Origin of the sequence: Enterococcus sp. DIV0774 (assembly GCF_050539095.1) — a bacterium.
GTDB classification, from domain to species: Bacteria; Bacillota; Bacilli; order Lactobacillales; family Enterococcaceae; genus Enterococcus; species Enterococcus faecalis.
This window is the reverse complement of record NZ_CP172923.1, coordinates 2,395,403-2,415,913: the sequence shown is the minus strand read 5'-3', so window position 1 is coordinate 2,415,913 and position 20,511 is coordinate 2,395,403. Positions and strand designations below refer to the sequence as shown.

Sequence of the window (20,511 nt, the reverse complement as noted above, 5' to 3'; positions counted from 1 at the left end):
AGAATTTTACAGAACTTTGCCTTGTTAGCCTCTCGGACTATCTTAAAGGTACTTTTCCACATACTAAGGGAAACTACGAGAATTGTCAATTCTTTTTTACTTAGGGAAGTGTTATTTTTGAAGAAAGAAAGTGATCTTTACCCTTTCCGCAGATACCGCAGCCAAAAAAGAACTACAACGGATTCTTTTGCAGTATAATAGAAAATAGAAACGAAAGAACAGGCACCAACACAAAGGAGGTATTTTTATGAAAGTCACTCAACTTTCTAGTGAAACCCTTGACCGAGCGCACGAACGTTTTGAAGAAACACTTGCGCAAATGACCGTTGCCGAAGCAAACACGATGCCCGCATCATTAATTAAGTCTGTTACTTGGCTGATGTGGCACACAGCCAGAGAATTAGACCTACAAATTTCCGCACTTAATCATAGTGAACCGTTATGGCTTAGCCAACACTGGACAGAAAAATTTGCCTTGGATTTGCCAGATGAGACAGAAGACTGGCATCACACACCAGAAGAAGCGGCGAAAGTCGTGGTGGCAGAAAAGCAATTGCTTAGTGACTATTTGGCTGCTAGTGTGGCACTTACCAAAAGCTATTTAGACCAAATCAAAGAAGAACAATTGTCAGACGTGATTGATAAAAATTGGACCCCGCCGGTGACTAGACAAGTCCGTTTAGTTTCAGCGATTGATGATGCAGTGATGCATTCTGGGCAAGCCGTTTATACACGAAGGTTAGTCATTGGAAAATGATAAATAAGCAAAAACAGAGCCTGGGCCAAAAATCACTTTGGATTTTTGGCCCAGGCTTAAAAATTGATAAACGGCGGGGACAGAAGCAACTCCTTCGGAAATAAGCCGAAATTCTCCAAAAATTAAAGAACAATTTTCGGAAATTCCTTCTTATTTCTCGGAGTTAAACACTTCTGTCCCGACCTCTTATTGAGAGAAAAAATACATAAAAATAATGAACGAAGGACTGTCCACTTTTTCCCTAGTTGAAACGTTGTATAAGTGAAAGGAGCAATCAGATGAAAAAGGAGGCAAATTTTGACGAAGTACTATTTTCTTTGGGGCAAGAAGTCATCCAAGTCTTGATTCGCCGAGGAGCAAGTCTTGAAGATGCACAAGATGCAGTGTCGCAAACGTATACAACGATTTTTTCAATATTACCTGAAATTACATCAGAAAATCTACGCCCGTGGTTTTTCCGAGTAACATTTAATTACTACATTACGATGTATCGAAAAAAGAAACGAGAACGCACTTTTGTGGCAAACAGCCATCCTGTGCAATCAATAGAAAAAATGGAAGGGCAAGAGTTATTATTATTGATTGATTCCTTAAAAGATGAGGAACAAGAACTATTGCTTTTGAAATATTATTATCAATTATCGTATGCCGAGATTGCGTTGATTTTAGAATTATCTGTTGAAAATGTTCGCAAAAAATTGTATCGCACACGTCAAAAATTAAAAAAAGAACTGGAGGAATAGAAGTGGATTTAAAAAAAAGTATTCGTAAAGCGAAAAGAAAACAATTTATCGTGATTGGTGCCATAACCGTTGTTAGTTTTGCTGTATTGTTTGTCGGTTTTTTTGTGGGAATGGATAAACTTTCGACGAAAAACTATCATACCCTACTAGAAGTAATTAATGATCAAGAAATGATTGCTTCACCAAACACTCAATTAGATTCCCAAGTAATTGCTAATAGTTCGCCTTTTGGGGGCGAAGTTGTGACCAATCGTTCAAAAAATATTGATGGTTACACGGTGGAGTGGAGTAATTTACGTAGCAGATATAGCTTTTTCAAAAATTCGATTGACTGGAATGAAGCCTATCCTGGCTGGTACCATTCGGACAAAAATTCCTATGAATACAACCGACAAACCAAGCAGAAAGTGGCAACTTTTTATAACCCAGCGATTACCAATTACTATGATGATGTTAAAAACGAATTAAGTGAATTAGATAAAATGGAAAACCAAGTAGCGGAAGTGGCGATTTCTTTTGATAAACCTTATCCATATGAAGAAGTCCGCAAAATGTTACCGAGCAATGTCAACTTAGTTTGGCTTTATGTTTACTCCGAAACGGTTAATGAAGCAGAAGGTTCTTCTGGTACGCTGCCTTATGGTTTTCAATTAAGCATGGACGATCAAAATGAAATATTTGATCCTGAAAACGACAAGCAACACTTTTTTGAAACCTTAGAAAAATCCCCGTTGTTTGCTGACAACCAAGAAGGCCAAAAGTTTATCCAACAAAATAAAAATAAAAAAGTCGAAAAGTTACCTATTTGGGGAGTCATGCTCACCGGACAAACCAAAAATTTCAAAGCCTTACAAAATGAACCTTTTGTTCGTGGTGCTTCAATTGGCGTGACCGCACCTATCGTTCCTTATATTCAGCCAGAGAAATAAACATTCTTCCAAACTCTAAGCCTTCCGACTGATTTTGCTTCAACGATATTGTCAGTAAAAATAGAAAACGTTATAATAGAATGGATCACAGGAAGTGCTTCTACAATGCGTGGGAGCACTTTTTTTACTTATCTATGAGGAGGGCAAGTGAATGTTTTTTAATTTTATTGGGTTAACGTTATTTTTTGGTATCGGGATCTTAGTTGCGAATGGCGCCAACATTGTAGCGAATAAAGGGAAAAAGAGTAAGGGGACCATTCTATTAATGGCGATTGAATTGCTCTTGTTAGGTATCTTTTTATTTGTGACTTTGCCAAGTAAAAATCTTTCAACCGTGTTATGGATTAATCTGATTGGCGCAGTGATTGCTAGTGGGGTGTTATTAAGTACACGCTTAGCTAGTAAAGTCGAAGTTCCTGGTATCCAAAAGGGCCGCAAAGAAGTAGGGAAGAATACCAACAAAACGGCTAACAAAGACTGGTCTGGCAAAATTTTGGGTGTTGCCGTTGTGGCAATGATTTTGTTGACCATTGTCAGTAGTATTACCAGAATTTCTTCTATTGATGAAATTTATCAAACGATTCCTTTAAAAACGGAAGAAAAAGCTGAAGTTTTAACTTCGGCGAAAGAAACACCCATTGCGATTGCACCACAAACGGCGAAACGAAAAATGTTACAGAAATTTTCTGTCATTCCCAATTCCAATATGTTTACTTTGGATGGTATAACGGCACAAGTCGTCAATGGCGAGTATGTTTATGTAGCAACAGTCGAATTTAATGGCTTCTTTAAATGGCTAAAACTGGGGGAAGTACCTGGCTATTTCATCATTAGTGCGACAGATATCAACGCACAGCCAGAATTTGTAGAAAAACCAATTGTTTATACTCCTTCAGCTTACTTTGGCAAAGATGCCGCACGAAAAATTTACTCCGCTTATCCAGGTTATGCAGCAACTGGCACAATCAATTTAGAGCTGGACGACCAAGGGAATCCTTACTATATTCAAACGCTTTACAAAGAGTATGGGGTTTCTGGTCGCATGCACTATAATGAATTTAAAACGGCGGTATTAAATGCTACAACAGGAGAAGTTAACGTTTATGACAGTCAAAAAGCCCCAAGTTTCGTTGATGCGCCGATTACTAGCTCAGCGGCGAATAGCTTAAATGAATTCTTTGGTCGTTACAGTCAAGGCTGGTGGAACCAGACAATGTTTGGTGCCAAAAAAGATGTTAAAATTCCAACTGAAAATGGTATTTATGCATCAGGACAAATTACGCCGATGATGAACAAGGAAGGGAACCAGTTGCTTTATTTTACGGACTTTACAAGTAGTGAAAAAGACCAAGATTCCGCTTTAGGTTATTCCTTAATCAATGCCCGAACAGGCCAAGTTACGTATTATCGTGATACTAAAGTCGGCATTATGGATAGTGATGGCGCCATTTCTATCGCTTCAAAAATTTATCCAGAAAAGAAATGGAAAGCTAGTATGCCAGTCCTTTATAACATTGATGGCGTGCCAACGTGGATTGTTTCGTTAATGGACAGTAAAGGGATTTTCAAAAAATATGTCTATATAAACGCCGTAGATAATGATATTGTGATTGATGCAGACACGGCACAAGGCGCATTAGACGCTTATCGAATTGAGTTAGTAACCAAAGGAAGCAACAATGAAAATACAGACAAAGCCAACTTGAAAACGATGCAAGGTAAAGTAGCTCGTGTCTCAGTAGTAGCTGGGGAAGCGCAAACGGTAGTTTCATTTTTACTAGAAGATGAAAAAACCATTTTTAGCGTAACAACTAATAACAGTCCGCTGGCGCTATTCCTAAAAGAGGGCGACCAAGTGACATTTAAAGCCGTAGTGACTGAAAATGCTAAAGCAGCGAATGTTGAAGAATTGAAAATTGCAGGATTAAACTAAGAGGTCGGGACAGAAGTGTTTAACTCCGAGAAATAAGAAGTAATTTCCGAAAATTGTTCTTTAATTTTTGGAGAATTTCGGCTTATTTCCGAAGGAGTTGCTTTTGTTCCCGCCGTTTATCAATTTTTAAGCCTGGAACAAAAATCCAAAGTGATTTTTGTCCCAGGCTCTCTTGGAAAAGAAGAAAAATCCACTTATTTCTGCTATGATAAGAGAGAAAAAGAATACGAAGGAGCTTCGCCCATGCGCAACATAAAATTAACCATTGAATACGATGGTAAAAGATACTCAGGTTGGCAACGACTAGGTAATTCAGAGAAAACGATTCAAGGGAAAATTGAAAGTATTTTAACACAAATGACAGGTGAACCGATTGAAATTATTGGCTCAGGCAGAACGGATGCCGGCACACATGCACGTGGTCAAGTAGCGAATTTTAAAACGACTAGTTCACTAACAACAACCGAAATGTTATCCTTTTTAAATCGATATTTACCTGGCGATATTGTTGTTAAAGAAGTTACAGAAATGCCTGAACGTTTTCATGCACGGTATAACGCCACAGGCAAACAATACAGCTACTATGTTTGGAATAGCCCAATTCCTAATGCCTTTGAACGGTATCATAGTTTTCACTTTCCCAAAGCGTTGGATCAAGAAAAAATGGAACAAGCTTGCCAAAAATTAATAGGGACCCATGATTTTATTGGTTTTTCAGCATTGAAAAAAACCAAAAAATCAACTACTCGAACGATTGAAAAGATTACGATTGAAAGAAGCGGCGAAATGTTACAGTTCACTTTTGTGGGCAATGGTTTCTTGCATAAAATGGTCCGCATCCTCGTTGGGACACTTTTAGAAATTGGTGCAGGCACCAAAGAATTAGCGATAATTGACGAATTATTCGCAACAAAAGTCCGAGAAGGCGCAGGTGAAACGGCTCCGGCACAAGGGTTATTTTTAGATGAAGTGTATTATAAATAACAAAAAAATAAATTTTCTTTAACCACACCAATTAAAAAGTTGAACTTCATCTAAAAAGTGCTAACGTTAAGAAGAGATTAACAATAGAAAGAGGTCATTTTTTTGCTATCTTTACTTATTTCTGTCAAAAAACTATTTTCATCTTTTTTAGGTATCTTAAAAAAAGAAGATACTCGTGCCTTGTTCTTTTTACTGGCAACCACGTTGTTGAGTGGGACTATTTTTTATTCAACAGTGGAAAAATTGTCGCCATTAGATTCGTTATATTTAAGTTTCATGACGTTAACCACGATTGGTTATGGAGATGTGCATCCAGTTACTGACTTGGGAAAAATTTTCACCATGGTTTATGCTACAGTAGGCTTGGGGATTATGGCTATGTTTATTTCGGTCGTAGCAAAATCTTACTTGTATTCTAAACAAAGTCATCACCACCATCACCATAAAAACAAAGAACATTCAGCGGAAAAGTCTTCAGAAAAATAGACGAAATTGAGGAGTTGACCAAGTGTTTCTCGAAAAATGAAAGTTTTTTGAGAAACACTCTTTTTTTATCTTAATAATTATGGTAGTATGTCCCAAACTGTATTTTATTTTAAAGGAGCGTGAAGTGAATGGTCAAAGCGATTCGGAAATTATCGTTAATTCAAAAAATCATGATAGGGATTGTGATTGGAACCACCTTGGGTTTCTTGGTGCCTGAATGGACCTTCATCAGCGTTCTTGGTGAATTGTTTGTGGGCGCCTTAAAAGCAATTGCGCCGATTTTAGTTTTTGTCTTAATTATTGCGTCGCTAGCCCAACAAAAGGCTGGGGCGAAAACATATGTTGGATCAATTTTAGTTGTGTATCTGTTAGCGACATTTTTGGCAGCTGTTGTTGCCGTGACGGCAAGCTATCTGTTTCCCGTTAAGATTGTCTTGGAGGCGGCGCAGGAAGCGCAAGCAGCCCCAACGCAACTTAGTGATGTTTTAAGTAATGTGTTAACAAGCGTTGTCCAAAATCCGATTCAAGCAATGATTGAAGGCAATTATTTATCTGTTTTATTTTGGTCCTCATTAATCGGTATTGGGTTACGTCAAAGTTCGGTCGCTACCAAGGATGTGATTGCCAATCTTTCAACAGGGATTACCACGGTCGTTCAAATGATTATCGGCATTGCGCCAATTGGAATTCTAGGTTTGGTGTTTCATTCGGTGGCAACCACAGGCATTGCAGGGTTAGCCAAGTATGGTCAGTTATTATTATTGTTAATTGGTACGATGGCCGTGGTTGCTTTAGTCGTTTATCCAGCGATTGTTTTTTGGAATATTCGGCAAAATCCGTATCCGTTAGTCTTTTTTGTATTAAAGGAAAGTGCGATTCCCGCATTCTTTACACGCAGTTCTGCGGCCAATATTCCCATTAATATGGAATTGGCGAAAGCAATGGATTTAAATGAAGAATCTTATGCGGTCTCTATTCCGCTAGGCGCAACGATTAATATGGGCGGCGCAGCCATTACGATTACCATTATGACATTGGCGGCAGTCCACACATTAGGCATGTCCGTGCCAATCTATTTAGCATTATTGTTGAGTATCATCGCCGCTGTTTCTGCTTGTGGGGCTTCAGGAATTGCTGGTGGTTCCTTGTTGTTAATTCCGCTTGCATGTAGTTTGTTTGGCATTTCCAATGACATTGCCATGCAAGTCGTCGGCGTTGGCTTTATCGTCGGCGTAGTCCAAGATTCCATTGAAACAGCGTTGAACTCTTCTAGTGACTTGTTGTTTACCACCTCAGTTGAGTTAGCAGACCGACGTAAAAATGGTGAAATTATTGATGTCAAAGCGTTAATTGGCAAAAGTCAATTGGTGGTCGAACAAGAAAATATTTAAAAGAAAGGAACAACCCGCTAAAATGCGGGTTGTTCCTTTCTTTAATAATCTCGGCCCCATTTTTTTCAGGGGCCACTGAAATTATCGACCATTTTGTGAAGAAAATCCTCTCTATAATAAAGGTATCAAGTAAATAGGAGGTACACGAAATGAAATGGTATCAACTTTCCTCAACAAAAGTAATCGAGCAGACTAAGACGAAGCAAACGGGTCTTTCTAGCAAAGAACGTCAGCAACGTTTACAAACGAATGGTCCAAATAAAATTGAAGAAAAACAACAACTGAAAACGTGGCAAAAGCTAGCCAAACATTTTACAGATTTACTAATGGTAGTCTTACTCGCTGCCGCAATTCTAAAATTTGCCACAGGCGAAGTGGTCGAAGGAAGTATCATTTTTCTAGTGGTGCTTGTCAATGGCTTTGTCGGTTATTGGCAAGAGCGTAAAGCAGAAGAATCATTAGACGGCCTGAAACAGATGATGGGCCAAGAGGCAGTCGTTCTAATTGATGGACAAAAAACAACCGTTTCTTCTGAAACATTGGTTCTGGGAGATGTAGTCACGTTACAAGCTGGCGATGTAGTTCCAGCAGATTTGCGCTTATTTGATGTTCATAATCTGATGATTGAAGAATCAATTTTGACAGGCGAATCAGAAGCCGTGGAGAAAATTACCGGTTCCTTGAATGAAGAATTGCCAACAGGCGATCAAAAGAATTTGGCTTTTTCAGGAACACTTGTCCAAGCAGGTTCGGCCTTAGGTGTTGTAGTAGAAACAGGAGATGCCACTGAAGTTGGAAAAATTAATCACGCGTTGCAGTCAGTAGATCAAAAAACAACGCCGCTCGTACGGAAAATGCACCAATTAAACAAGCAAATTTTCCAAGGGATTATGGTCTTGATCTTGTTTCTGATTTTCTTTACCACTTTTCGTCATGGCATGGAATGGAGCCTCTTATTTTCTGCGATGATTGCATTAATTGTAGCAATGATTCCAGAAGGCTTACCTGCTGTGTTAACGATGATTTTATCGATGGGTGTTCATGAGATGGCTAGAGAAAATGCGATTATTAAAGGCATGCCTTCCGTTGAAACATTAGGTTCAATGACAGTTATCTGTTCAGACAAAACAGGAACGCTAACTAAAAATGAAATGACGGTAATGGATGTAGTGACTGAAGAAATGGCCATTGTCAAAGAGATTATGGCCAACTGTCAAGAATTGAAATTACAAGACCAACAAAAAATCGCCGACTTGCAAGGGAATCCTACCGAGTTAGCTTTACTACAATATGTTGATCAGGATCAACTGTCTTTACGCCCTGTAGAAAAGAAAATTCCGTTTAGTTCAAGTTATAAATACATGGCCACTCGCCATCCGCAAGCAGAAGGTTCAATTATTTATGTCAAAGGTGCGCCAGAAGTATTGTTACAACTTTCTACGTTATCTGATAATCAAAAAGGTGCTTGGCAAGCACAAGCTGCGCAATTAGCGCAAAAAGGACAACGGGTATTAGGTTTCGCTTATAAGACAGTTACGTCACAACAGGAACTGACACATGAAACATTGTCAGGATTGACGTTTGCTGGACTGGCAGGCATCATCGATCCGCCAAAAGAAAGTGCCATTCAAGCCGTCAAAGAATCTCAAGAAGCAGGTATTTCCGTCAAAATGATTACCGGAGACCATAAAGATACAGCGCAAGCCATTGGCGAGCAAGTTGGTTTAAAGCATACGAAAAAAGTCCTTGAAGGATTAGAAATTGATGCTATGTCAGATGAAGAATTAGCTCAGCACGTTCAAAAAGTCGATGTATTTGCACGAACGACGCCAGAACATAAATTACGAATTGTCACGGCTTTACAAAACAATGGTGAAATTGTCGGGATGACCGGCGATGGCGTGAACGATGCGCCAGCACTAAAGAAAGCCGATGTCGGAATTGCCATGGGAATTAAAGGAAGTGAAGTAACCAAACAAGCCGCAGATATGGTTTTGGCAGATGATAATTTCCATACGATTGCTAAAGCCGTGAAAGAAGGACGCCGCATTTTTGATAACTTGAAAAAGACGATTACCTTCTTCTTGCCAACCTCTTTAGCACAAGGTTTAATTGTTGTCTGGGCGCTTTTAATGAATCATCCTCTACCGTTGACACCTGTCCAGATATTATGGGTAAACATGGTAACTACGATTACTTTGTCTTATGCATTAGGTTTTGAAAAAGCGAGTGCTGATACCATGAAACGACCACCAAGAGATGTCAACGAAGGCATTTTAACAAAGTACAGTATTTTTAGAATCATCTATGTGTCGGTACTCATTATGGTACCAGGTTACCTTATGGCATTACAATTTGAGGGCCAAGCCTTACAGCAAACGTTCCTCTTACAAAGTATCGTCTTAGCGCAAGCAGCGTATATGATCAACTGTCGTAAGTTGGTTGATCCGTCGTTAAGCACAGGATTTTTCCAAAATAAAGTGTTGTTTGCTTCATTAGGAATCCTCTTTTTACTACAAGCGCTAGTAGTTTACTGGCCAGTAGCGCAGCAATTAATTGGCACAACTTCTTTAAATGGCCTTCAATTAGCAATGATTTTCGTCCATGTTGTGAGTCTGTTTTTCCTTGTTGAAGGGGAAAAATATATAACCAAACGATTCATGACGAAAGAAAGCCAAAAAACTAGCGAATGTCCTCGCTAGTTCCTTTAAAAATAAGAATGAAGAGTGAGCTCTGCTAGTCGGCGGAGTTCATTTTTTGTTGGAATTAAAGAGAGATAAAAGACAGGAAGATCAAGATGATCCAAGGGGAAATTGGAAATAATTATGTCGGCTTCATTTAACGTCAACTGGCTTAGTTCCACATATTCAATAGCTTGTAATTTCACACGAGTACCTAAATAAGCAGCTAATTCTTGTTGTAAAAAAGCTTTCCAAGCAGGTTCCCCTTGAAAGAGGAAATAGGCAGTCATCGTTTGCGCCTGAATAGAATAACTGGCTTGTTTTTCTAACAAAGAAGCCAAACTAAGAAAATAAGTTGGTTCTTCAATCGTGGTGTAGCGAGATAAAATCTCCAAAAGTTCTTGGTTGCTCTTTGATAACGCAAGGTCCTCCGCGGCTTGTTCAGTCATTAATTCTTGATATTCCAATTGAAATTGCTCAGAAAGTGTTGGGGACTCGGTATATTTAATGAATAACAATAACAGATTATCCAATAAATTTGTTTGGATTAAATCAGGCCGGGCTTCTTCAGTGGACAAATTAGTGACAAACTGTTGTAACGACTTTCGCAGCTGACTGTAATGAGTGTGGAGCGCAGAAGCCAACGTTTCGCCATAGACATTATCGTAATTCCAACTTTCTAAGAAACAAAAGAAGGCGAAAAAACTTTCTTCTCCTTGCAAATAGATGCCTTCAGAAGCATAAAGTTTTGCCAAGGACGGTTGATAAAGTTGAAACAAGACATCTTTTGAGTCAAAAGAAAATTGACTCACTCGGCAATTGGCTTTGTTGCGAATCGTGTTAATGAAAAACCAACAAGCACCAAAAATTTCTTCCGTTTCCACCGTCAACTCACTACTGTAAACTTGTTTCAAAAATTGAAAATAATGCTCCTCATGAATAGAATAATCGTCAAAAAAATAATTATTATGAGTAAAAGGCACCAATAAACGATGATAAAAAATCCGAATATTGCTTTCTGCCCCGATTAGCTGAATGGTCGTCGTGGTTAGTTGAATCGTTAAATGAAAATCACGTAAGGCCTGATTCATTTTTTTGATATGTCGCTTCAAAGTTTCATAAGAAACACCACTAGTGCTCAAAAAAGAAGTTGTCACTAACTCTTTCGTAAATAGTAGCTCTTTTAATAGTTGAATACTAATGGATTGAGGTAAAAATAATGACCAAAGCTCATTGGTTTGCGCATTCCCCTGATTGCGTAACCGAATACCACTGCTATCGGTTTCAATGGACCAGTCGGCGGGTAATTGACTGCGAATATACTGTAAATCCGAAAAAACGGTTCGCTCTGTCGTCTGGATTTGCGTGGCTAAACGCTTGGCTGTCAGCTGAGGAACATTTAACAACTGTTCCAACAAACGAATTTGCCGAAGCAAATCTTTTTCCGTTATCACACGTTTTAACATGGAGTACATGGCAAAACCTCCTTTTGCTTAAGAATACGGATAAAAAGGGGATTGGTCAATTAAAAAAAGAAGCGAATCGTCATTCGCTTCTTTTTATTCACTATACAAAAATATCAAATGTATGCAAAACGGCTGACAATAAAATGGTTACAACAGCCATTCCTGATACAAAGCCGACAGCACCAGGAACAAACGGAGGTAATCGTTTAGCAATATAGCTACCGACAGGGGCCGCACTGATTCCTGCTAAAACGGCGATGGTCAGGGAAAGCCAAAAGCCACCACCCATCATTAAAATCACACCAGGAACAATACTGACCAGTGGCATAAACGTTGGATACCAACCTTCTTCAGCGAAATGTTTTCGATAAAGAAAAACACCAACAGCCGAAGCAATCATTTGTCCCATTAAAATGTCAGGAACCAAGCCAGAACCATTTGTAATATGATTAATATTGACAAACCAATCTGTTAAAACGCCTAGAATTACCAAACCTCCAACTAACTCATTTCCATAAAACCAAGCTTCGGAGAAGTCAGCAAAAGTGCGTCGTATTGACCATTGAAAGGTTTGCGTATTTTCAATTTTAGGTTGTTTTTGCCGCTTCTGAGCGATTGGTGCAACAGAAGGAACCATCCAAGGAAGTTGATGACAGATGGCTGAAACAATCCAGCCAACAAAAGCCATTGTGGTAACGTTGGAAACTGTCCCAGGTACATTTAAAAGGGGCATCAATTGCGCATTCAGCCAATTGGCAAACGGAAAGGTGAAAAGCGCACTCAACAGAGAAATCGTTCCTAATTTTTTCCAGCCAGGACCATAAACGAGCGTTAAAGCTGGCGGCGTGCCGACCACCACAATAAACGTTGGTAACCACAACACTTCTTTTGTAAAAAAGCGTGTAAAATCAAAAACATAAATAGTTAAAAAGAGGGAAAGTAGCTGAGAAGCAAGTACCCAAGGCCAAGCACCAGAGCCACCAGCAATTGCAAATCCCTGCCATTTTGAATTTTTTCGATAAAGTTGCCAAGCAATCAGACCGCCGATTAGTAAGAAAAACGTTGTAAAAAGTCCACCGTAAAATTCCCCTTCCGTGAAGTTCATAACAAAATAGATAAATTTGTAAAATCCCTGCTGATTCACTTTGGTAACTACGTCATTGTAAGGAAAAAAGTTAGACACATGTCGAAAGCCATTCATGATCCAATACAGGAACATTCCCAAAAAAATTTTTACAACAAGAGCTAAAACGGCTTCGTAATTGATCGATTTATTTTTCATATGATCGCTCCAAAAAAAATGACATTTTACTAAGTTTTTGAAATTAGTTTATTTTAGCTACTAAAGCTTTTAGTGCCTCGTTAAAGACATTTGCTGGCGGATTAGTCAATCCAGCGCCAATCATACCAATCCCCGGTTCTTTATGAGCAATAGCAGTATTAATGACAGGCAGCATCCCTGTTTCTAAGACTTTTAAGACATCGATGCCTGAAGGAATCCCCATAAAATCTAAAACAGGAATCGTGACATTGGGATTTTCTTTCGTAGTAATTTCCAGCATTTCTTTTGAATAATTCAATGCTTCTGCCACTGTTCCGCCAACTAATGGGACAATTGCTGGTGCAGCTGCCATAGCAAATCCGCCAACACCATACGTTTCTGTAATAGCACTATCGCCCATATCCAAACCAGCATCTTCTTGTGTGTAACCAGCAAACATCGGACCAATCACCCGTTGGGCAGGCCCCGTAAACCAGTGATTTCCGCCAATCCCACTGACACGAATTCCAAATTCGACCCCGTTGCGACACATGGTGGTGACAATTGTACTATTCTCCACATTATGCCCAGCATCTAACGCACATTTAGCGGCACCCATCCAAGTCGGACCAGAAAAATAGTCAGAACTGCCAAGAAATTCAAATACTTCTTTTAATTGTTCACGAGAAAAATCAGTTTGAACCATGTAAGGTGTTAATGCTTGGACTAACAACGTACTTCCAGCTACATTGCGATTATGACACTCATCGCCCATATGCAAGGCTTGCGAAAGCATTAAGCGTAAATCAATGCCTTCTGGACAAAAAGTCATGGCATCATGAAGTAATGGACCTAAAACATCGCGCATCCAAATCAGACGATTCACGACGGATTGATCATTTGCACCAAATCGTAAAACTTTCGCCAATTGTTCACTTAAATTAGTAAAAGCCGTGTTGCCGTACGTTTCATTTTTGATAATATGAACGTACATATTCGGAGAAGTCACGCCAGCCATAGAACCAACGGCATCATGTTCATGACAAGGAGAAAACGTAATTGCGCCAGAACGAGCAACCCGATCGGCATCAGCTAGATCTTTTGCTAATCCTTCAAAAACAAGCGCTCCTTGAACGGCACCTTTCATCGGTCCGCACATATTTTCATAAGTAATGGGTGGCCCAGCATGTAAAATGGTCGTTTCAGTCATATCGGGCATGACATTAATTGCTTTATCAAATCCTACTAAAATAGGTTTTGATTGAATAATGCGGGTAACCGCTTCTTCGTTGGCTTGTTGGATTTTTTCATAAAGTGTTGGATTTTTTAATTGATCCAATAATTTCAATAGCTCTGGGTCACCATTGGCTGGCGGTGCCCAATTTACTTGATGTGAAGGAATCCCTTGTTTTTTCATATCTTCATGAATAAAGTCAATGCCTACATTGATCGTATCTAAAGGCTGTTTAAAAAGATCATTTCTGCTCATGTTCGTTCGCTCCTTTTACAAAAGTTTTGGTGGCTTCGCAAAGTTGATGACTGCTGTCGACAACGAGAACCTCTAAATCTTCTAAAATTTTCCGCTGTTCATGAATATCTTGTGGATCTTCTTCGGTCCCTAAAACATAGCCAATAATGGCTAACTCACGACCATCTGCTTTCGCTATTGCTTTGGCTTCCTTTAACGCCTCTGCTAACACACCAACGGGATTTTCGTGAGAACCATAACCTAATTCAAAATCTAACGCTAAAACCGCCACTTCAGGATCTTTGGCTTCTTGAAGAATGCGAGTAATCCGAGAAGTCGGATCGATCATTGGATGTGGGCGGCCTTCTGTGAAACGATCATCACCGAAATCAATCAATGTATGTGCTTGGCTGTGGTCAGGATTTGCTAATTGTCGTTCAGGAATTTTATGAATATTACTATAAACATCATCAGAGACTTCTGTTAAAGCATATAAAAGTTCATCACAAAGAGTGCCACCACAGAACAACCCACGAACAAATTTTTGAGAAGGGGCTTGTTGCTGTTGGATAGCTGTTAACGTTGCGCCTGTCGGATTTTGATAGAGGCTGGTTTCCGCTTCCTGTGTTTGACTAAATTGAATCACCTTTTGAACTGCATCCAGAGAAGAAGTAGCAAAAGTGACGTTGTCTATTTTTCGTTCCGTTTGTTCACTGCCGATAAAATAAATAACAACTGGTTTAGTTGAAACAGCTAATTTTTTTAAAATTTTCTCTGTTACTTCTGGAGCAGGCGGTTTAGAAATAAGCAAAATTGCCTTAGTTTGTTCGTCAGCCATTAAAGCATCCAGCCCGTCAAGCATCATCAGCCCACCAATTTCAGCAGACAAATCACGGCCACCAGTACCGATTAATTGTGAAATCCCATAACCATATTTATGGATTTGAACACTAACTTCTTGGCTACCTGTACCAGAAGCGCCGACAATTCCAATATCTCCTGAACGTACCTCGTTAGCAAAACATAACCCAACGCCATTAATAATCGCTGTTCCACAATCAGGGCCCATCACAAACAGTTCTTTTTCGTTTGCTTTTTGTTTTAACGCTAATTCCTCGTCAACCGTCACGTTATCACTAAAGAGCATGACGTGTTTTTGCTGATCTAAAGCTTTATGCGCTTCTCGTGCAGCAAATTTTCCATTGACAGAAATTACAACTAAGTTGGCATCAGGCTCTTCATGAAGGGCTGAATCTAACGTCTTATATGTTACTTCAGAAGAAGCGGTTTTCTTTTTCTTCGTAAATAACTCGTCGACTTGCTGTAAAATTTCTTCTGAGTTCGCTTGGTCATCAAGATCTAAAACAATTAATAAATCACCTGTTGTAACATGATCCAAGGCGGGTGTATATAAACCAACATTCCGAATCACTTCAAGATTCATGTCGGTTCCCATCCCAATCATTGCAGTTTTAACTCCAGCCAGTTCATTGGCTCGTGTTGAAATGGTCATTAAAGTAACTGAATCAAAATAGGCGTTCTCTTTAATTACTGTTTGAATTGTCATGATTATTCTCCTCACAAAATAGTTTTAAACCAAAAATAATGCCGCAAAGTATGTCGCTTCCTGAAGTTGAGCCCACCTCCTCTAAAGCTGAAACTGCTTGAGCCATTTCGTTTGTATTTCCACTTTCAATTGATAAAAAAACACGCTGAACTAGCTGAGAAAACTGTTCGTTCACTGCTTCATGGATTTCCGCATAACTGACCGCATTCGTTCGTTCCTTGGCTAGCACAGCCAGCTGTTGGAAATTCGAGGGAAGTTGCTGTAATGCAGAAAAACTAGCAAGTAATCCTGTGATAAAATCATCGCCAGTGGGAGTTAAACCAATCCCCAATCCCAAAATCTTCGTTAAACAATCAAGAGCTATTTTAAAAGATTTTTGCTCCCAAGCTTGTTGAAAATGAACCATTTCTTTTTGAATCTGGGTCCGACTATAAGAATCAAAAAGAAAGGTTGACGACGAAGCAGGAAAAAGCGTTTGCCAAGGATTGAAACGAGTTTGCTGAATATACGTTAAAAAAATAGCTATCTTTATTTTACTGGGTGTTAAATAAAGTGGCGTTGGTTGCCAAATTTGGGCATCGGCTAGGGTTAATTGTCGTCGGCCTAACCGGATAAACAGGGGCTCAATTTGGACAGGTAAATCAGCGAAATGGCTAAGTTTTTTTTCATCGAGTATAATCGTGTTAGGTGCTATATGTTCGGGATGCGTTGAAATGGTCAAGAGAATTTCTTGGGTGTCTACATGACCATAATTAATAGCGTGCGTAAAACATTGCAAACTAGTCAATGTTTGATGAGGGAGTTTCGATAAAATCGTTTGGTCATAAGCTAAAATTTTTGTCATTCCAACGACCTCCTTTTTAATAGCGCTTTCACAACTTCATAATAAAAGAATCCAGCACGCTAAACAATTGCTAAAAATGACATTGATTTACAAGTTTGAATGGACAATTTGTACATTGGGAGGATAAATGATGTTAAAAGTGAGTGATTTATTAACGTTAGAAGAATTACCTGGCATTACCTTAGTGGCAGGACATAAAAATCAGGACCAACCGATTTTAAAAGTCAATATTTTAGAAAATCCTGATATTTTAGATTGGCTAACAGCAGGTGAGCTGCTGTTAACGACAGGGTACATATTTAAAGATGATCGGAAATTACAGAAAAATTTTTTGAAAGAACTAGCCAAACACCATTGTGCTGCCTTAGGATTTAAAACCCAACGTTATTTTGAAGAAGTTCCACCAGACCTAATCAAACTAGCAAATGAAATGAATGTACCTATTTTAGCAATTCCTTACAATTACACCTTTTCGCAAATTGCTGACGTGTTGAAAAGTCGTGTCACGTTAGAACAATTTGACATGAATGCGCAAGAAACCGCATTGCATAATAAAATTTATCAAATCTTAGAAACGGGAAGTAGCAGTTTTCATTTGCTGCAGGATCTAGCAGAAACCATTCAAAATCCTGTCTTGTTATTGAATGACCACTTTGAAGGAGTTAATTTTTTTGACTTGCCTAAAAATCCAATTCGTATTTCTAGCATTTTAGAAGATAGACAAGAAACCTCAGAGTTCCAAAAACAATTACTGGAACAAAGTCATCCATTATTACGCTTTTATCAAGAACCGATTCATTTACAGTTGAAACTCCAGAACCAAGTGGTGCCAATTGAAATTTATCCAATTAAAAAGAAAAATGTTATTTTATATTATTTACTCGTCTGGAACACCTTGGCTCCATTACGACCAGTCGACGTGGCTCATTTTAAAATCACAGCTCATTACTTACTTTTACAATTGCAATTGGAATACTCACGGAAATTTGAAGAATACCAACAACGAAACGAATTATTTTTTAAGCTGATTGCGCATGAAAAGAGGGACCAAGCTGTCTTCCAACAATTTCAACAATATTATCGCTTGGCAATAGATAAGCCCTATGCGATTTTGCTAATTTCATTAACCTTAAATGAACGCCAAAGGCAAGAAAGAATGTCTATTTTAGGTAACCAGCTAAACCAAGTTATCTTAGGGGATAAACAAAAAATTGTTTGTATTGAAATTGATAGTTCCTTTATTTTATTAGTTGACGATCCACCTGAAAAAGAAGGCGATTATCTGAAAATGATGCAACGCCTAGCGCAAAGTAGCATAAATCAGTTAATGAAAGTACAAGAAGATGTGGAACTTTTCCTAACAATAGGACCTAAGATTCAAGGTCTGACCCAGATTCATGAATCGTATCAACAAGCGATTGACGTTTTAGCCTTTCAACGTCAATTCATTGCAGAAAAACCTGAAATGAGGATTGCTTCCTACGCGAATTTTCATTTTAGACAGACACTACAACGTTATTTTTTAGAAGAAGGACAAGCAACCCTCAGAAACAAATATCTTCAACCATTGCAGAAAAGTGATCAACAGCAACATACCGACTTTGTCCATACACTGAATGTCTATTTTCAATCAAAACGAAACTTGTCTCAAACAGCCAAAAAGCTCTTTATTCATCGTAATACTTTGTTACAACGATTGGAGAAAATTGAACAGCTAGTGCTGTTGGATTTTGATAAGGAAGTGGACTTGTTGGCACTGGAAGTGGCGTTGTTTGTGGGAACTTAAGAAGCAATATAAGTGGCGGTTTTTAATTTAATGGAATATATATAGCTAAAAGAAACGATTATACAAGAAGGATAATTTAATCAATAAAAAATGGAATCTTTTCATAACCTCAATTTTTTCAAAAAAATAAATCCTTCCCAAAATCTTCAAACACAAACCACTAACTATCTGCTACTATAAAAGAAACAACTATCATTTGGAGGAAGTATGCGTAACAGAAAAATGTGGACAATTATCGTCAGTGGGTTATTTTTAAGTAGTATCATCGCGGGAATTTCAGGAGCGTTTTTAATCATTGAAGGAGAGCTAACGACTCTGCTCTGGGAGGTGTTGCCAGCGCAAATGAAATGGCCAATTCTCTATTATTTTGTCTTGTGTGTGCTAGGAGCGTTGGTATTGAGTTATCTGAAGAAACGCTTCGGACAAGTACCACAAACGGCGCACGAGGCGCTGACAGAATTGAAGGCGAAACAATCGGTCGATTATTCAGGTGTGTTTAGAAATTTATTGGCCGCCTTGGTAATTTTAATTTTCGGGGCTGGTGTCGGTCCTGAAGCCGCATTGCTGGGAGCGATTATTTCGTTGTCAGTCTGGCAATCTGATAAGTTACGGTACCTTTATTTTCATTATGACGAGCAAGAACAGCAAGCATTTAGGACAAAAATCCAGCGCTTGCTGCATCCGCAACAGTTTGTTCAGCGCTACGATACGATGCTCGCTCCTGCGGATAAAAAGAAACTGAAACAAGTGATGAACGGGTTATTTATTGTGAACGGGTTGGTGGTGTTTACCTTTTTAATGAAATTGGTGGGACACCCATCGTTTATTACGAAGTTAGGAACTGGAAAAATTGAAACGGCTTCGTTATGGCTGATTTTACCCGCTTTATTAACTGCTTTTGTGATTGGTAACGCCTATCAATGGTTGCAAGCTGCTCTGGCTAAACTATGCCAACCATTTGAAGGAAAGCAAAGCATACTGGTAAGTTTAGGCGCAGCCTGTATTTTTCTTTTTGTTATTTTAATGCCAAGATTACTATTTTCAGGACAATCTTTTATGCATTTAGTTCCTAGTTTTGGTAGTCAACAAGCCTGGTATATCTTGGTGGTCGCTGCGATAATGAAACTAGTATTTTTACAAGTTTGTTTACAGACAGGTTGGATAGGTGGCGATATTTTTCCCGTCGTTTTTTCAGCTATTTTAATCGGGTTTGCGGTCGCACAATTTTTCCCAACAATTGACTCGCTTTTTGTTGTCGCAATTTTTGCTACGAGTTTAACAACCCAGATTTTAGGGACGATTCTTGTACCAGGCATTTTTGTGGGGCTCTTTTTCCCAATCACGCTTTGGCCAGTTGTAGTCCTTGTGTTATTTTTACAATGGCTATTGAAAAATAAAATTATTAAGAGTAACTAGAAAAACGTCAAATCGACTTAGGGGATTAAGCCGATTTGACGTTTTTCTAATTAGAACACTCAAACCATAGTTGATAGTAATCTTGATGTTTTTTTGAAAGCAGATAGCGGCCCAATAGTTGATGGACTTGATAGCCTTGTTCTTGTAAGTAAATCAGATTTTTCTGAATTTGTTGTGGCTGCAACTGATTGCTACTTTCTTCTATACGAATCAGTTGACTATAGTAGCTTTTAGAAGCATCGAATTCCCAGTGTAAGACTAAAGGGAAAGCGGCGCTGTCTTTATTAGTCGTTGAAAAATGTTCAATAGTTTGTTCATCTGGTGATAAAACAAAGCCTAAAATACTTGGATCATTTAAGTAAAGCAAAAGATTTTCTGCTTTAGCAGGGTGGAAATAGTAAAGAGTTTTAAACGGCGGTATTTCTTCTTTCAAGACTTCCTCTTGTAGTTGGCTGACTTCTTCATATTTTTGTTGATAAGTGATTAAGTTTCTGTGGATTTGCTTTAACTGTGTAATGCGTTCTTCTAAATCTTGACGTGCATTTTCTAGTAATTTCTGGGTATCTGATAATGGGTTGGTATATAAGTTTTTAATTTCTTTAATGGAAAAATTTAAGTCGCGATAAAACTTGATTTCACAGATAGCAATCAGCTGTTCTGTTGTGTATTGTCGATAATCATTTGTATCGCCTCGAACAGAATGAATCAACCGTTCTTTTTCCCAATAGCGCAATGTGGACTTAGGAATTTTCAACAAGGAAGCAATCGTTTCTAGCGAGTAAAGATGGTCTTGGTTCAT

The 20,511-nt window shown here is 38.7% G+C and carries 16 protein-coding genes; 10 read left to right on the top strand and 6 right to left on the bottom strand.

The genetic code is table 11. From position 1 onward, the window contains the following. Positions 1-247: 247 nt before the first annotated feature. The 8 genes from gst to IGL86_RS11610 all read left to right on the top strand — a co-directional run bounded on the left by gst (position 248) and on the right by IGL86_RS11610 (position 9,925). Positions 248-757, top strand: a complete 510-nt coding sequence (gst, locus tag IGL86_RS11645) for a DinB family glutathione transferase (protein ID WP_033625974.1) — start codon at positions 248-250, stop codon at positions 755-757. A gap of 278 nt (positions 758-1,035) precedes the next feature. Further along, entirely contained in the window at positions 1,036-1,500 is a 465-nt protein-coding gene (locus IGL86_RS11640; protein WP_002383292.1) for an RNA polymerase sigma factor, read from the top strand. Between the two features lie 2 nt (positions 1,501-1,502). Next, complete coding sequence (locus tag IGL86_RS11635) at positions 1,503-2,429, top strand: anti-sigma factor (RefSeq protein ID WP_033625341.1); 927 nt, start codon at positions 1,503-1,505, stop codon at positions 2,427-2,429. A 151-nt stretch (positions 2,430-2,580) separates the two neighbouring features. Further along, entirely contained in the window at positions 2,581-4,362 is a 1,782-nt protein-coding gene (locus IGL86_RS11630; RefSeq protein ID WP_033625340.1) for a hypothetical protein, read from the top strand. A 243-nt stretch (positions 4,363-4,605) separates the two neighbouring features. Beyond that, positions 4,606-5,346: a tRNA pseudouridine(38-40) synthase TruA gene (truA, locus tag IGL86_RS11625; RefSeq protein WP_002409191.1), complete on the top strand. Its 741-nt coding sequence runs from the start codon at positions 4,606-4,608 to the stop codon at positions 5,344-5,346. Positions 5,347-5,448: 102 nt separating this feature from the next. Beyond that, positions 5,449-5,832, top strand: coding sequence for a potassium channel family protein (locus IGL86_RS11620; protein ID WP_002355036.1), 384 nt, complete (start codon positions 5,449-5,451; stop codon positions 5,830-5,832). Between the two features lie 128 nt (positions 5,833-5,960). After that, positions 5,961-7,223, top strand: coding sequence for a serine/threonine transporter SstT (gene sstT / locus IGL86_RS11615; RefSeq protein WP_002355037.1), 1,263 nt, complete (start codon positions 5,961-5,963; stop codon positions 7,221-7,223). Positions 7,224-7,372: 149 nt separating this feature from the next. Further along, on the top strand, positions 7,373-9,925 hold the full coding sequence (locus tag IGL86_RS11610) for a cation-transporting P-type ATPase (RefSeq protein ID WP_033625254.1): 2,553 nt from the start codon (positions 7,373-7,375) through the stop codon (positions 9,923-9,925). A 5-nt stretch (positions 9,926-9,930) separates the two neighbouring features. On the opposite strand, the gene IGL86_RS11605 is transcribed toward IGL86_RS11610, so the two are convergent. The 5 genes from IGL86_RS11605 to IGL86_RS11585 all read right to left on the bottom strand — a co-directional run bounded on the left by IGL86_RS11605 (position 9,931) and on the right by IGL86_RS11585 (position 16,510). Then, a complete protein-coding gene (locus tag IGL86_RS11605) occupies positions 9,931-11,370 on the bottom strand; it encodes a helix-turn-helix domain-containing protein (protein WP_002396642.1) in 1,440 nt (479 codons plus the stop codon). Positions 11,371-11,470: 100 nt separating this feature from the next. Continuing rightward, positions 11,471-12,652 (bottom strand): hypothetical protein, encoded by a 1,182-nt coding sequence (locus tag IGL86_RS11600; RefSeq protein ID WP_002367380.1) that lies wholly within the window; start codon positions 12,650-12,652, stop codon positions 11,471-11,473. Between the two features lie 43 nt (positions 12,653-12,695). Continuing rightward, positions 12,696-14,120: a DUF1116 domain-containing protein gene (locus IGL86_RS11595; RefSeq protein ID WP_002407867.1), complete on the bottom strand. Its 1,425-nt coding sequence runs from the start codon at positions 14,118-14,120 to the stop codon at positions 12,696-12,698. Then, positions 14,107-15,666 carry an acyl-CoA synthetase FdrA gene (fdrA, locus tag IGL86_RS11590; RefSeq protein ID WP_033625257.1) on the bottom strand — a complete coding sequence of 520 codons (1,560 nt, stop codon included), beginning with the start codon at positions 15,664-15,666 and terminating at the stop codon, positions 14,107-14,109. The genes IGL86_RS11595 and fdrA overlap by 14 nt, the downstream gene beginning before the upstream one ends. After that, entirely contained in the window at positions 15,644-16,510 is an 867-nt protein-coding gene (locus IGL86_RS11585; RefSeq protein ID WP_033625170.1) for a DUF2877 domain-containing protein, read from the bottom strand. Before IGL86_RS11585 ends, fdrA begins: the two co-directional genes overlap by 23 nt. Positions 16,511-16,637: 127 nt before the next feature. Here IGL86_RS11585 and IGL86_RS11580 point away from each other — a divergent pair, with 127 nt between their 5' ends. Together IGL86_RS11580 and IGL86_RS11575 are read left to right on the top strand one after the other, a co-directional pair. Beyond that, complete coding sequence (locus IGL86_RS11580; RefSeq protein ID WP_049095613.1) at positions 16,638-18,296, top strand: PucR family transcriptional regulator; 1,659 nt, start codon at positions 16,638-16,640, stop codon at positions 18,294-18,296. A 207-nt stretch (positions 18,297-18,503) separates the two neighbouring features. Further along, complete coding sequence (locus IGL86_RS11575; RefSeq protein ID WP_033625263.1) at positions 18,504-19,712, top strand: chloride ion channel protein; 1,209 nt, start codon at positions 18,504-18,506, stop codon at positions 19,710-19,712. A 46-nt stretch (positions 19,713-19,758) separates the two neighbouring features. Here the strand turns inward: IGL86_RS11575 and IGL86_RS11570 are convergent, their stop codons facing one another. Further along, complete coding sequence (locus IGL86_RS11570; protein WP_010713754.1) at positions 19,759-20,511, bottom strand: MerR family transcriptional regulator; 753 nt, start codon at positions 20,509-20,511, stop codon at positions 19,759-19,761.

What these genes read in the sequence shown, in the direction of transcription:
- gst (WP_033625974.1), top strand. Translation starts at nt 248, where the DNA reads ATGAAAGTCACTCAACTTTCTAGTGAAACCCTTGACCGAGCGCACGAA.
- IGL86_RS11640 (WP_002383292.1), top strand. Translation starts at nt 1,036, where the DNA reads ATGAAAAAGGAGGCAAATTTTGACGAAGTACTATTTTCTTTGGGGCAA.
- IGL86_RS11630 (WP_033625340.1), top strand. Translation starts at nt 2,581, where the DNA reads ATGTTTTTTAATTTTATTGGGTTAACGTTATTTTTTGGTATCGGGATC.
- truA (WP_002409191.1), top strand. Translation starts at nt 4,606, where the DNA reads ATGCGCAACATAAAATTAACCATTGAATACGATGGTAAAAGATACTCA.
- sstT (WP_002355037.1), top strand. Translation starts at nt 5,961, where the DNA reads ATGGTCAAAGCGATTCGGAAATTATCGTTAATTCAAAAAATCATGATA.
- IGL86_RS11610 (WP_033625254.1), top strand. Translation starts at nt 7,373, where the DNA reads ATGAAATGGTATCAACTTTCCTCAACAAAAGTAATCGAGCAGACTAAG.
- IGL86_RS11605 (WP_002396642.1), bottom strand. Translation starts at nt 11,370, where the DNA reads ATGTTAAAACGTGTGATAACGGAAAAAGATTTGCTTCGGCAAATTCGT.
- IGL86_RS11600 (WP_002367380.1), bottom strand. Translation starts at nt 12,652, where the DNA reads ATGAAAAATAAATCGATCAATTACGAAGCCGTTTTAGCTCTTGTTGTA.
- IGL86_RS11595 (WP_002407867.1), bottom strand. Translation starts at nt 14,120, where the DNA reads ATGAGCAGAAATGATCTTTTTAAACAGCCTTTAGATACGATCAATGTA.
- fdrA (WP_033625257.1), bottom strand. Translation starts at nt 15,666, where the DNA reads ATGACAATTCAAACAGTAATTAAAGAGAACGCCTATTTTGATTCAGTT.
- IGL86_RS11585 (WP_033625170.1), bottom strand. Translation starts at nt 16,510, where the DNA reads ATGACAAAAATTTTAGCTTATGACCAAACGATTTTATCGAAACTCCCT.
- IGL86_RS11580 (WP_049095613.1), top strand. Translation starts at nt 16,638, where the DNA reads ATGATGTTAAAAGTGAGTGATTTATTAACGTTAGAAGAATTACCTGGC.
- IGL86_RS11575 (WP_033625263.1), top strand. Translation starts at nt 18,504, where the DNA reads ATGCGTAACAGAAAAATGTGGACAATTATCGTCAGTGGGTTATTTTTA.
- IGL86_RS11570 (WP_010713754.1), bottom strand. Translation starts at nt 20,511, where the DNA reads ATGAACCAAGACCATCTTTACTCGCTAGAAACGATTGCTTCCTTGTTG.